This window comes from Streptomyces sp. NPDC088766 (assembly GCF_044750845.1).
Lineage (GTDB): Bacteria > Actinomycetota > Actinomycetes > Streptomycetales > Streptomycetaceae > Streptomyces.
In genome coordinates, this window is sequence record NZ_JBIVKQ010000002.1 from 141,520 (window position 1) to 153,341 (window position 11,822).

Below are 11,822 nucleotides of genomic sequence, written 5' to 3' on the forward strand. Positions count from 1 at the left end.
CAGGGACACGGCGAGCCGCCGGGTACGCGCCGTGTCCTGTGGTCAGTTCTCCAGGCGGACCGGCATCAGCAGGGAGAACGTCCCCTCGTCGTCGAGACGGCGGACCGCGAGAGGCGCCGTCGGGGAGCCGAACTCCAGGACGAGCCGCTCCCGTGCTCCGGCGGCGAGGGCGTCCAGCAGGAACGCGCGGTTCACCGCGACGTCGTCCGGGTCGTCGTCGGCGTCCTCGCTCATGGACACCGTGCCGTCGTCCGCCACCCTGAGCACGCTCAGCTCGGGGGAGACGCCGTCCTCCCCGGGCGCCTCGCCGATGCGTACGGGCCCGGTCTCCACCGCATTGCGGAAGGCGGGCACGTCGACGAGGGCGCGCCGCCCGGCCGGCAGCCGGACCAGGCGGCGGTAGTCGGGGAAGTCGTGGTCGAGGCACTGGCCGGCGGCCTGGCGGTCCCCGGCCTCCAGCGTGACCCGCGCACCGTCCAGCGCGAGTTCCACCGACTCCCCGGCGTCCAGCAGCGCCCGCATCGCGTCCACGAGCGGGGTCGGCACGATGACCTGGGCGCGAGGACCACCGTGCCCTGCGATGTCCGCCCGCGCGACCGCCATGCGATAGCGGTCGGTGGCCACGACCTGGAGCACGCCGTCCTCCACGTCGAACAGGACGCCACCGAGCATCGGCAGCTCCGGATCGGAGCCGACCGCGAAGCGGACCGCGTCCAGCGCGGCCGCCAGCCCGGAGGCGGAGACGGTCAGCCGGGCGGTGCCGGCGGTGGTACGGGGCGAGGTCATGGGGTTCTCCCTGCGGTCGAGTAGGGCGCGGAGCGTGGAGAACTCCCTGCGGGCGTCGGACAGCCCGAGTTCGAGCCGCCGCAGATGCCTCTGCAGCAGCTTGCGCACCAGGTCGGTGTCCGCGCCGGACCAGCCGGCCAGCACCAGCCGCACGTCGGCCAACGGCATCCCGGCCCGCCGCAGCCGCGCCAGCAGCCGGGCCTCCCCGAGCTGCTCGGGCCCGTACCACCGGTACCCGCTGACCGGGTCCACCCAGGCCGGCACCAGCACCCCGGCCCGGTCGTAGAACCTCAGGGCACTCACCCCGAGCCCGCTGTCCCGGGCCATCTCGCCAATGCTGCGCATCTCGCTCTCCACATCCGGGACTCTGACCCCTCGACCAGGTCGAGGGTCAAACCCGGGTTTCGTCCCATGACGACGCGTGCACGCGAGAAGGTGACCGGCTTCGCACCGTCCAGGTATACGTCGCGGACAAGTCTTTTATTGTTAACGTCGTCAACAAAATCATGCATTGGGCTGTGGGATTCATCCGTGTACGGTTGCCGGTATGACGGAAACCCCTGCCCCCAAGGCCGGCGCGCTGGTCACCGGCTCGGAGATCGCCAGGCTCGCAGGAGTCACCGTGAGTGTCGCCGACCTCGCGCGTGCGGGGCTCGTCGAGTACGGCGATCCGGAACCGGTGTCGATCAGCGACCAGTTGGACACCGACTACCTGCGGGGCTTCCTGCGCAGCGCGGCCAACACCCGGCGCTCCACCAGCGCCAGCGGAACGTTCCGCCTCGACGGCAGGGGCGCCCGCGTCCCGCAGATGGACATCACCGAGCAACGGCGCTACGGGGCGGCCTTCCGCGCGCTCCAGGAGTTCGAGGAGCGGGCCCGGAGGGTGATGGAGCCGAGCCGGGACGCGGCGGCCCTGGCGAGGGACGGCCTCGGCAACGGCGCGCTCGCCCCGGAAAGGTGACGCAGAGCGTCAGACGGCCTGGCCCGTGAGCTGATGCGACCGGGCCACGAACGAGCCGGCCGACCCGCTCCAGGTCACCGCCAGAGCCTCCCGCGCGCGCGTGCATGCGACGAACAGCAGGCACCGCTCCCGCAGCAGATCCGACTCGCGCCGCAGCGCGGCCACACAGGCCGGGGTCACCTCGCGGGCGAACGCGAGCTGCGGCACGAGGTGAACTCCCCACCCTGAACGGACACTCCGCAGTCGATCATACGCGCGGGGTGCTCACCAGCCGCTCGGCCAGTTCCTCGACCTCCGCGAGCAGTCCGGCGGGCTCCTGGTCCAGGTCGAGGGCGTGCTGATGGATGGCGATGCCCGCGTGACGCACCCGGTGGGCGGCGTGCGGGGCATTGCCCTTCGCGTACACGAGGTGGCCCTCGCGCAGGCCGAGTGCCGTGCAGTACGCCAGCATCTGGTACAGGTCGGCGTCCGGGTAGGCGCCCCGTTTCTCCGCCTTGTACTTGGCGTCCACGACCGCGCACGGCATGCCGTCCGGCCCGTACAGCACGAAGTCCGGCTTCATGCGGATCGCGGCGGCCTCGTCGAGGTGGTGCGGGTCCTGGAGCCGGACGGTGTGACCCGGACCCACGGTCTGGAAGGCCTCCCGCAGGGCGACCGTCACGAAGTCCTCGAAGAGCTTGTTCATGTCGAACAGGAACCCGTCGATGCACAACCCGCCGGGAGCGTGCTCGGCGGAGACGCCGTCCAGGACCGCGCGGGCGAGATGCAGGGCATGCTGGTACCGGGCGTTGACGAGCGCCTCCAGCAGATGCCTCGCGAGCCGGGGCGTCTTGGCGGGCACCGGGGGCGCCTCCGCGTCGTCGGGGAGGTGTTCGACATCGAGCTGGACCCAGGTCGGCCCGTCGGCGATCTGCCGGGTCACGACGGTGGTCTGCCAGGTGCCGCCGGGTGCGGTCTCCCGGAGCCGCCACCGTCCGTAGGTGCCGGTGGCCCCCGTGACGGAGTCGTGGTCGAGAGTCACTCCGCGGGCTCGTTGCGGCCCTCGGCGAACGTGTCGACGTTGTAGCGCTTGGGTGGTTGGGCGAGCCAGTGGCGCAGCTTCTCGTCGACGAGTGCACCGGTCCGCACGTAGTCGGTCCGGCTGGTGACCACCATGCGGTAGCGGCGGGCGTCCATTCGGTGCGGGTACGCCTCGGTGGCAGGCGGGGCAGGCGGGGCAGGCGGGGCAGGCGGCGATCCGGGTGCCTCGTCCTGGTGCCGGCAGGCCCTGCAGGCGGCCGGACCGGGTACGGGCCGACAAGGCATACGACTACCGAAGCGATCGGACCTGCCTGCGAAGACGCGGGATCTAGGCGACCGTTCCGGTCCCTGCGGACCGTGTCCGTAACCGCCAGAAGCTCGGTTCTCGAGGCGGTCGGCCGCCGAAGTTCGACAAGACCGACTACCGCGAGCGGCATGCCGTCGAGTGCGGAATCAACTGCCTCAAGCGGCACCGGGTCGTGGCCACGAGGTACGACCGGCTCGCCGTCCGCTGCTGGGCGTCCGTGCTGGTCGCAGTCCTCAACGAATGGCTGTGAGCAGCACGGACGCAACATGTCCTAGCTGTCGACGTCGAGCGCCGTGCCGTACAGGCGGTCCACCTTCAACCGGATGACCACCCGGTGCTCGGCAACCAGCTGCTCCAGGAACGCACCTTCGTCTTCTGGCTTCGCGGCCTGCGGGATCATCTCAAGCAGTTCCCGCCCGACGGCGTCGCCGGGAACGGTCGTGCTCTCGGAGACCTCGGCCTCGCCTTCAGCGACGGCGAACGACCACACGTCGCCACCCTGCACATGAAGCGCCGCACGCGGGTTGCGCCGCAGATGCCCGACCTTGACCCGGTTGGCCGTCGTGGAGAATCGCACCATGCGGGCTTCGGGGTCCCAGCTGTACAGCATGGTGGTCAGGTGGGGGTGGCCACTGCGCTTGACGGTGGCCAGTGTGCCGAACTGCTGCTTGCCAAGCAGGCTGGAGAGGGCTGCGTCGGACAGTGGGCGAGGCGCTGGTCCTTGAGTCATGGAGTGATCAACGCCCATGGCCGCCCAGTAATTTCACGGGCAAAGGTCCACGACCGCTTTCGCGACACGCCCTACCCCCCCCACGGCCCATCGCGCTCCCGAGACCACGCCCAGCAGCAGAGCCGGAAGGATCCACCACCACGACACGGCCCTTCGCACCGGAGGCACCAGCCACAGCGCCACCGCGGTTCCGGAGGCCGCGAGGGTGACGACGCACGACAGGACGATCCCGGCGTACGCGTCGTCGTCCCAGGCGCCTGATGGACTGATGGTCAGTGCCGTCCAGCAGAAGTACGCGGCGATGAGGGTGAGCAGGGTGAGCGGTACGGCGAGGACCGCACAGAGACAGCCGCGGTCGTCGTCCACGGAGGATGGGCCGGTCATCAGCGCAGTGCGTTCCTTGCCTCGTCCAGATTGTGCGCGAACCCACGCCCGTAGGCCTGGGCGCCGTCGGTCTGCCAGTACGGCCCGCCGTCGTAACGCGCGGCGAGTTCCTGGTACTGGGCCGGTGTCATCTCCTCGGCCGGCACGTCGGTGAACTCGCTTTCCGCCTTGAGCTGGGCCGGGTACTCCGAGGCGATGAACATGTTCTGCGCGTCTTGCCCGTGCAGGGCGGCCCGTGCAGGATCACCTGCCCCTTGCGCTCAAGTGCGCCGTGCGTTCGTGAACGATGGCCCGTGGGCGACGGCAACTGTAGGCCCGCGAGGTATCCCCGCGGAAGTGGCCCTGTTCCGTGGAGTGTTGCTGCGTGGCCGTGAGCGCCCCGGGCGGTGACTGTCTCCGGGCGCATACGCCGACCTGGGGTGCCGGTAAGAACGCTGTTACCGATTCTGCTGGCTTATTCGGTCACATCGACCGCCTGCGCAGCGAGATCGGCGTACGGTCCTGCGTGATGCAGACCCTGCCGGAGACCGACCCCGTGCGCATGCTGTCGATCGGGTCCCCTGTTCATGGTGACGCGCGACGGCGCCAATACCGAATGGGACGTGCTGCCGCGCGAGGAGTATCGCAACCGCCAGTTCCACGCCTGACGTGTTGTGACTCATGATGCGGAGCAGCGCGGCACGATTCCGCAGTGGGAGCTGAGGCAGATCGACGGTGCCGCTCGCGGATCTCGTCAAGGCGCCAGTGGTCACCGCGTCAGGGCCCTGACCGAGGCTGTCGGGTGTGTCCGCTTGGGGACCCTCAACAAACAATGATGATCTTGCCTGGCGGAAGAGAGCTACCTGCGCTGACGGTGTCTCATTTAGGGTGTCCGGTGATCTGTACGCTGAGCAGGGGCTTACCGTACGTTCCCGGCATGAGTGAACGCGTCGGCTACGCGAGATGCAGTCCGGACAAGCAGGACCTCACCGCCCAGCGCGGGATCCTGCTCGGTCTGGACGTCCCGGACGACCGGATCTACCTGGACCACGGTCTGACCGGAACGAACCGCGACCGGCCCGGCCTGGCCCAGGCCCTCGCGGCGGTCCGTGCCGGCGACACCCTCGTCGTCCCCAAGCTCGACCGCCTTGCGCGTTCGGTACCCGACGCCCGCGACATCGGCGACTCCCTCACCTCCCGCGGCGTCAAGCTCTCGCTCGGCGGCACGCTCTACGACCCCGCCGACCCGATGGGCAAGATGTTCTTCAACATCCTGGCCACCTTCGCCGAGTTCGAGGTCGATCTCCTGCGCATGCGCACCCGTGAAGGCATGGCGGTGGCGCGGGCCCAGGGCAAGCTCAAGGGGAAGCCGCCCAAGCTCACCGCCCGCCGGCAGAGCCACCTGGTCCAGCAGCACCAGTCCGGCGAACACACCATCGCCGACCTCGCCGAGCTCTTCTCCGTCAGCCGCGCCACGGTCTACCGCGTCCTTGAACGCCACCAGAACGCAGCCGCGCCGTCGACTCCCGGTGGGCAGTGACGTGCTGCCCTACGTCTATCAGGTCGCCAAGTACGACCCCGCCGACCGCGACCAGCACGGCCACTACGCCGGCACTGAGGACACGACCAGCGACCACGGGCCGGTCGAAACCGCCTACCTGCAGGCCGTCGCGGCCTTCGCCGAAGACAGCGGCGTCGACCAGCTGGCCGTCCGCGAGCCGCAGCTCGGAGGCTTCGCCCACTTCGGCCTGGAACCACCAGTCGACGGCTACGGCCTGGCCGGCCTCTTCCCCGCCGGCCCCGCCGGGTTCCACGACGGGGCACTGGTGCCGATCGGTGTCGGCTTGGAACTCGTCCGAGCGATGCTCCGCGACAACGGCGCCTGGTGCCGCCTGGAAGCGGAGGGAGAGTTCACAGTGCACGTCGGCTGGGATCAGTACCTCTACCTCAGCAGCAGCCGGCCCTGCGAAGCCGCGCTGACCCGCACCCGAGCACTCGGCCTGTTCACGCAACGCCTGGACGCATCGCCGTACGACTTCGCCCCCGACGACCCCGCATACGTGCAGCGCCCTGCCGACGCCGACTTCTGGGCCCGCCTTGGCTGGACCGTCAGCGCCCACCGCGCCACGTTCCTGGAGGAGACCTTCGCCCTCAATGCCTCCCGATGGCACCGCCTGCGCCGCGACAACATCAAGACCGTGCGCTCCCAGCTGACCCCACGCGCACAGTTGTCCGTCTGGCCGGACCTGCTCACCGACGTTGACACGGCCGTGGCCGCCCTGCCCGACGAAGGGCTAGTGGGGATCATCTGGGAGAAGGAAGACGGCCAGATCGCCAGCACAGTCGTGGACGAGACCCAGTTCGAGGACGTGACCTCCCAGCTTGCCAGCGCGAGTGCTGCCGGCGTCGTATCCATGTACGCCGGTGAAGATCTCCCGCTGTTCACCGCTGTACTGCCCGACAGCGACGGGGCACTCCGCGCGCGCTGGCAGACCGAGCCGACACCCAGCGACCGGGACTGGGCGTTCCTGAAGACCCTGCGGCGCGGCCAGGTCGTCACCGGCACGGTGACGACCATCGCCAGTTTCGGCGTCACCTTCGTGGACATCGGCGGCTTCACCGCGATGATCAACATTCCGGAGCTGTCCTGGCGTCCGATCAACCACCCGTCCGACGTCGTCAGCGTCGGCCAGGAGGTCACAGCTGAGGTCCTCGACGTCGACATGGTCAGGGAGCGAGTGCCGCTGTCGCTTCGAGCAGTGCAGGAAGACCCATGGCCGCAGGTAGCGCAGAGGATCGGCCAGGTGATCACAGGGCCGGTCACCAAGATCGTGCCGTTCGGTGTCTTCGTCCGCATCGAAGACCGAGAGGACGGCTTCGAAGGGCTCGTGCACACCGACGAACTGGATCAATCGCCACAGGACGTCACCGAGGTCGGCGACTCTCTCACCGTGAAGATCATGGATGTCGATCTCGTACGGCGCCGTATTGCCCTGTCACAGAGGCAGGCCAACCGGTGACGACGTGGATGCAGTGCTTCTGGGACGAGGAAGCCATCTGGTTCTACTTCGAGGTCGACGCCGGCGGCTGGGTGACCCGACAGGTCGAGCTCCAGGGTTCCGAGCTGACCCCGATCGTGGCTGCGTCCCTGGACGAATGGCAGCGTGCCCAGCAGGCAGGGAGTCTGGCCGAGTACGAAAAATGTTCGGGGTTACCGCTGGGCTCCCAGTCTCACAGTGGGAGGGGCATGAACCCGATCAACTGACGGCGCAAGAATTCGAGGAGGTCTGGGATGCCGCCCGTCGTGCGATCACAGCCCGCTAACCCGGTTGACCAGGGGTAAACGCTGAGACCCTGACAGCAGCACGTCAGATCGACTACTGAAAGCTACTTGTCACTTCGTGGCAGCTTCGGGAGTACAGAACCGCTTCGAACGAAAGTTTCAGTGGGTGGACGAAGACGTTCACCGATCCGCGGCTCTGCGCGGCCATCGTCGACCGGCTGACCTTCAACGGCGCCATCATCCAGACCGGCACCGAGTCCTACCGCCTCGCCCACACCAAAGCCCAGGTCGAACGGGCTGACGCGAGCTGACGCCACGTTCAGAACACGTTGATCGCAGCTGGTGCCCGCTCCGCGCGCGTCAGGGCACGCAGCAGTGCCGCTCGGCCATGGCGCCGGATGGCAAGCCCGGTCAGCAGCGCAACCACGGGATCGAGAGCCACGCCGGGAAGCTCCGGCACACTGAGGCCCACGCTGACCGCCAGGTCATCCATATGCACAGCGAGCTCGACCATTCGGGTCACAAGGAAATCGTCCGGGCTCAGCGCCCACCCTGTTTGCGGCATGAACACCACCCAGTCGCCATGCACCTCCTCAAGGCCGGTGCGCTGCTGGTCGAGCGCGGCATGGACACGCTCGACCAGACGCCGCACGCCTTCGGAGGAGATGCCCTCGCCCTTCGCTCGGATTCCAGAGCTGATCTCGCCGTCGAGCGGCGCGTCGACCCACACCGCCCGCGCATAGTGTTCCAGCACAGAAATGGGTTCCTGCTCAGAGGCAGGTCCCTCCAGCGCCGGATCCACGCTGAAAATCTGATACGCGAGGTGGCCGGCCAGACCGCTGACAGCCCACTGAGCTACTGAGGTTGAACTCGCGGTGTCGTAGGGGCTGACGGCTCGTCGCCCGTGCGACATCACGGGGCATGCGGTATCCACAAGGGGGCGGACTGACCGTCGAACGGCAGCAGTTCCGCGAGGAGTTACGGCTCAAGGCGGCCGATGGGTTCGCCCAGGGCGAGGCGAGCTCGGTGATCGCCAAGGACCTGCAGGTCAGCGTCCGCTTCGTGCAGCGATGGCGGCGGATGTGGGACGAGGGCGGCCCGCGGGCCCGGCGGCCTTGCTGGAGGCGTCCTCGCTCCGGAGGTGCCCAGGGGGTGACGAACTCGCCCGGTGCGACATCGAGCGTGATGTCGTCCGGCACGAGGGGAGTCAGGGGTTGATCCAGGCCCCCGGGACCTCCGCCAGTGCGGACACGTCTGCGGGGAGCCGGGCGGAGGCGACGTCGGCGAGCGACACGCCGTCGAGGATCTCGCGCACGTTGGACCGCAGTGCGATCCACAAGGGGAGCAGTGACTCGGCGGGGCCGGTGTAGGACAGCTCCGGGGGGCGGACCCCGCGCACCGAGACCAGCGGTCCGTCCACGACGCGGATGACGTCGGCGATGCTGATGGACTCCGCGGGCTTGGCCAGGCGGTAGCCGCCGTTGCCGCCGCGTTGACTGAGCACGAGACCGCCCCGGCGCATGTCGTTCAGGATGCCTTCGAGGAACTTGTGCGGGATGTCCTGGGCGGCGGCGATGGCCTCGGCCTTCAGCGGCCCGTCATCCCGTGACGCGGCGAGTTGCAGCGCGGCACGTACCGCGTAGTCCGCCCTGGCTGAGATCCGCATGCGCCCATTATCCCGTACGGCTGCGGCGGTGTCCGCCGCGGGCGGGCCGCCGGGCAGGGGTGGGTGTCCCGCGCCCGGCGGCCGGTGGACTCGGGCTGCGGTGGAGGTGTGCTGGGAGGCGTCGTCGCCCTCGGCGGCGTGGCTGAGGACGCCGTCGGCACCGGCGGGGACGTCGCCCGCGACGGTCACCCGGTGCAGCGGGCGGGGCAGGTCGCCGTATCCGCCGGCTTCGGCCCGCCGGAGGTGCTGCGCGGGGTCCCCCGACGACTCGCCGGACACGTCACCGGTCTGTGCGGTCGGCGCGCCGACGGGAACACCTGCCGGTCGCCGTCGTCCGATGCGTGTCCTGCTCCCAGCATGTGAGACGGCGGGCGGAACGCGTGACGTCCCTCTTGACGAGGCGCGGAGGCGGCCCGACACTCCCTACATATTCCCTAGTGGATGGATAGGAAATGATGGAGCGTCCGGAGCCGCCCACCGACCGCCCCGCGCGTGTGAGTCGGCCGTCTCTCCTTCTGACCTCCCGCCGCCACATCGATCTCCTGCGCGTCTGCAGCGCGGCGAGCGCCCTGCGCTGAACCGGCGGTGCCCACCGGCACCCCGCTCCGCCGTCCACGGGTACGCGCCGACGCCGCCGTGCGCCCGTCACCCCATGCGCGCCGCCCGCCCGCACCTCTGAGAACCAGAAGCCGGACCCGGACCCAGGGAGACACATGCCCGCCGCACCCTCGACCATCACGTCGTCCCTCTCCTCCTCCGTGCCGTCGTTCCGCGGCAGGATCGGCTGTGACGCGCGCAGTGGCTACTACGCTGTACCGCGCCGCTACCGCCTCCACCTCTCGCTGTCCTGCCCCCACTGTCTGCGCATCGCCATCACCCACAGCCTGCTCGGTCTGCAGGAGGCCCTCCCGGTGACGCTGCTGCCGGCCGTGCCCGACGGGGCCGACGGGGGACACTCCGCTCTGCGCCCCTTGTACGAGACCAGTTCGCACCGGCATCCCGGACCTGCCGCCGCACCGGTGCTGAGCGACGACTGGACGGGGCGGATCGTCAGCACGCACACCCCCGACATCCTGCACGACCTCGCCCGCCGCTTCGGCGGTGACCGCCCCGACCGGCCCGCGCTGTACCCGCACGGCACGGAGGCGGAGACCGCGGCCGTCGACCACCTCTGCGAGTACCGCATCAACGAGGCCGCACAGCGCGCCGGGCAGGCCGACGCCGACGCCGTGGTGCGCCGAACCGCCCTCCACCGCCTGCTCCGCGTGCTGGGCTCACTGGAGGCGCGGCTCACCTTCCAGGACTTCGTCCTGGGCGACCGGATGACCGCTGCCGACGTGCAGTTGTGGGTGACCCTGGTACAACTCGACACCGTCCACCGCCAGCACCTGGACGCCGCGGCCGTCCACCGCATCGCCGGCCATCCGCACCTGTGGGCCTACGCACGGCGACTGGCCGCCCACCCCGCCTTCGGCACCCACCTCGACCTCGACGGCATCGCCCGCAGGCATCACTCCCGCTGCAACGGGCTGGAGGCCGCAGGGGCGGCGGTGCAGATCCTGGACTGGGCCGTTCACGTCGCGGACGGCGCCGCCCGGCCCGGCGAGGAGAGCCCCGGCGGTTTCACGGAACCGCGGCCCGCCCTCCACCTCCGCCCGTCCGGCTCCGCCTAGGGCGTGTTTCGAAAGTGGCGTCGTCTGCCCGAAGGGCAGGCCCGGCGGCGTCTGGTGCGTGCGATCGCAAGGCGGAGGGTCGCCCCGATACTGGTTGTATCGGGGTGATCCCGACAACGCGGCGAGCGTGCGTGCCAGACGCCGCCGGGCTGGGGGCACCCCCTCTGGGGGAGGGACTTTCGAAACACGCCCTAGCCTGCGACGCTACGAGGCCCACCACGCCGGAGCGCGACACGCCCCCGGACGGCTGTGCGGACCGGTGAGCACCCACCCTGCCTCCCGCGCAGCCCGGGGGAGGCAGGGTGGGCTCGGACGGCTACCGGGTCAAGGCAGGCACGACCGGGCAGGCCCGGCAGCACGACGACGCCGGCACGGACATGGACGGCGTCGGATCGGCCGTCAAGTCCCGTGCGAGTCAGCCGTACGGCGATGCCGGCAGCGACGACGCCGGCTCCGGCGTCGTCGTCGCTGCCGGTCTCCGCGTCCAGCGGCTTCACCGCCAAGTCCGACGCCACCTGGACCGTACGGGCAGGACTGGCCAACTCCTCCTGCGTCTCGTTGGAATCCGCCAACAGGCCCGGTCACTACCTGCGTCATGCGAACTTCAAGGTGCAGCTGAGCACCAACGACGGCACCTCGCAGTTCGCCGAGGACGCCACGTTCTGTGCCGACGCCGGCCACAACGGCCATGGTTACTCCTTCCGCTCGGCCAACTACCCGAGCGACTACCTGCGCCACTACGACCACGGTGTCTACGTCGCCGGCCGGGGCGGGTCCCACGAGTGGGACAGCACCATCTCCTGGAACGACGACACCAGCTGGGCCGTGGCCCAGCCCCGGGCCTGACCTCTCGCCTCCCACCGGACCACGGTGACGCCGCGCCGGCTGACGAGCCGGCGCGGCCGATCGTTCGGGTCCGGTACTCCTGGACGACACTCCTGGACGACGGCGCGCGCCGGGCGCGGCCGGTGCCCTTCGCCGGCAGCGGGCCGCGCTCCTCCCCGGCCTCCTTCAGCCGCGGCGGCACCCGTAC

Annotated in this window: 13 protein-coding genes and 5 pseudogenes; 8 read left to right on the forward strand and 10 right to left on the reverse strand. The window is 69.9% G+C overall.

Annotated elements, in window-relative coordinates; translation table 11 throughout:
- Positions 1–42: 42 nt before the first annotated feature.
- The gene (locus ACIP5W_RS03330; RefSeq protein WP_401465999.1) at positions 43–1,131 is read right to left on the reverse strand and encodes a MerR family transcriptional regulator; all 1,089 of its coding nucleotides are present in this window, start codon (positions 1,129–1,131) and stop codon (positions 43–45) included.
- 268 nt (positions 1,132–1,399) lie between these two features.
- Between ACIP5W_RS03330 and ACIP5W_RS03335 the strand changes: the two are divergent.
- Positions 1,400–1,747, forward strand: a pseudogene (locus ACIP5W_RS03335) (SAM-dependent methyltransferase); the annotation flags it as partial.
- Positions 1,748–1,756: 9 nt separating this feature from the next.
- On the opposite strand, the pseudogene ACIP5W_RS03340 reads toward ACIP5W_RS03335, so the two are convergent.
- The 6 genes and pseudogenes from ACIP5W_RS03340 to ACIP5W_RS03365 form a co-directional block, all read right to left on the reverse strand.
- Positions 1,757–1,945, reverse strand: a pseudogene (locus ACIP5W_RS03340) (hypothetical protein); the annotation flags it as partial.
- A gap of 49 nt (positions 1,946–1,994) precedes the next feature.
- A complete protein-coding gene (locus ACIP5W_RS03345) occupies positions 1,995–2,768 on the reverse strand; it encodes a hypothetical protein (RefSeq protein ID WP_401466002.1) in 774 nt (257 codons plus the stop codon).
- Entirely contained in the window at positions 2,765–2,923 is a 159-nt protein-coding gene (locus tag ACIP5W_RS03350; protein ID WP_401466005.1) for a hypothetical protein, read from the reverse strand. The genes ACIP5W_RS03345 and ACIP5W_RS03350 overlap by 4 nt, the downstream gene beginning before the upstream one ends.
- Before the next feature lie 422 nt (positions 2,924–3,345).
- A complete protein-coding gene (locus tag ACIP5W_RS03355) occupies positions 3,346–3,804 on the reverse strand; it encodes a pyridoxamine 5'-phosphate oxidase family protein (protein WP_401466945.1) in 459 nt (152 codons plus the stop codon).
- Between the two features lie 33 nt (positions 3,805–3,837).
- The gene (locus tag ACIP5W_RS03360; RefSeq protein ID WP_401466008.1) at positions 3,838–4,188 is read right to left on the reverse strand and encodes a hypothetical protein; all 351 of its coding nucleotides are present in this window, start codon (positions 4,186–4,188) and stop codon (positions 3,838–3,840) included.
- A complete protein-coding gene (locus ACIP5W_RS03365; RefSeq protein ID WP_401466011.1) occupies positions 4,188–4,391 on the reverse strand; it encodes a hypothetical protein in 204 nt (67 codons plus the stop codon). Before ACIP5W_RS03365 ends, ACIP5W_RS03360 begins: the two co-directional genes overlap by 1 nt.
- A gap of 713 nt (positions 4,392–5,104) precedes the next feature.
- Here ACIP5W_RS03365 and ACIP5W_RS03370 point away from each other — a divergent pair.
- The 4 genes and pseudogenes from ACIP5W_RS03370 to ACIP5W_RS03385 form a co-directional block, all read left to right on the forward strand.
- Positions 5,105–5,707 carry a recombinase family protein gene (locus tag ACIP5W_RS03370; protein WP_401466013.1) on the forward strand — a complete coding sequence of 201 codons (603 nt, stop codon included), beginning with the start codon at positions 5,105–5,107 and terminating at the stop codon, positions 5,705–5,707.
- A complete protein-coding gene (locus ACIP5W_RS03375; protein ID WP_401466017.1) occupies positions 5,658–7,187 on the forward strand; it encodes a S1 RNA-binding domain-containing protein in 1,530 nt (509 codons plus the stop codon). Before ACIP5W_RS03370 ends, ACIP5W_RS03375 begins: the two co-directional genes overlap by 50 nt.
- A gap of 8 nt (positions 7,188–7,195) precedes the next feature.
- Positions 7,196–7,491 (forward strand): annotated as a pseudogene (locus ACIP5W_RS03380) (hypothetical protein).
- 102 nt (positions 7,492–7,593) lie between these two features.
- Positions 7,594–7,761, forward strand: a pseudogene (locus ACIP5W_RS03385) (ATP-binding protein); the annotation flags it as partial.
- 8 nt (positions 7,762–7,769) lie between these two features.
- On the opposite strand, the gene ACIP5W_RS03390 reads toward ACIP5W_RS03385, so the two are convergent.
- Positions 7,770–8,363, reverse strand: coding sequence for a maleylpyruvate isomerase N-terminal domain-containing protein (locus ACIP5W_RS03390; RefSeq protein ID WP_401466948.1), 594 nt, complete (start codon positions 8,361–8,363; stop codon positions 7,770–7,772).
- Positions 8,364–8,371: 8 nt separating this feature from the next.
- Here ACIP5W_RS03390 and ACIP5W_RS03395 point away from each other — a divergent pair, with 8 nt between their 5' ends.
- A complete protein-coding gene (locus ACIP5W_RS03395) occupies positions 8,372–8,668 on the forward strand; it encodes a helix-turn-helix domain-containing protein (protein WP_401466020.1) in 297 nt (98 codons plus the stop codon).
- Here the strand turns inward: ACIP5W_RS03395 and ACIP5W_RS03400 are convergent.
- Complete coding sequence (locus tag ACIP5W_RS03400; protein WP_401466951.1) at positions 8,658–9,116, reverse strand: RrF2 family transcriptional regulator; 459 nt, start codon at positions 9,114–9,116, stop codon at positions 8,658–8,660. The two genes, ACIP5W_RS03395 and ACIP5W_RS03400, sit on opposite strands and share 11 nt — an antisense overlap.
- 93 nt (positions 9,117–9,209) lie before the next feature.
- Positions 9,210–9,335, reverse strand: a pseudogene (locus tag ACIP5W_RS03405) (TauD/TfdA family dioxygenase); the annotation flags it as partial.
- Between the two features lie 494 nt (positions 9,336–9,829).
- On the opposite strand from ACIP5W_RS03405, the gene ACIP5W_RS03410 reads away from it, so the two are divergent.
- Positions 9,830–10,789 carry a glutathione S-transferase C-terminal domain-containing protein gene (locus ACIP5W_RS03410; protein WP_401466023.1) on the forward strand — a complete coding sequence of 320 codons (960 nt, stop codon included), beginning with the start codon at positions 9,830–9,832 and terminating at the stop codon, positions 10,787–10,789.
- Between the two features lie 429 nt (positions 10,790–11,218).
- Entirely contained in the window at positions 11,219–11,635 is a 417-nt protein-coding gene (locus ACIP5W_RS03415; protein ID WP_401466026.1) for an AbfB domain-containing protein, read from the forward strand.
- The last annotated feature ends 187 nt before the right edge of the window (positions 11,636–11,822 follow it).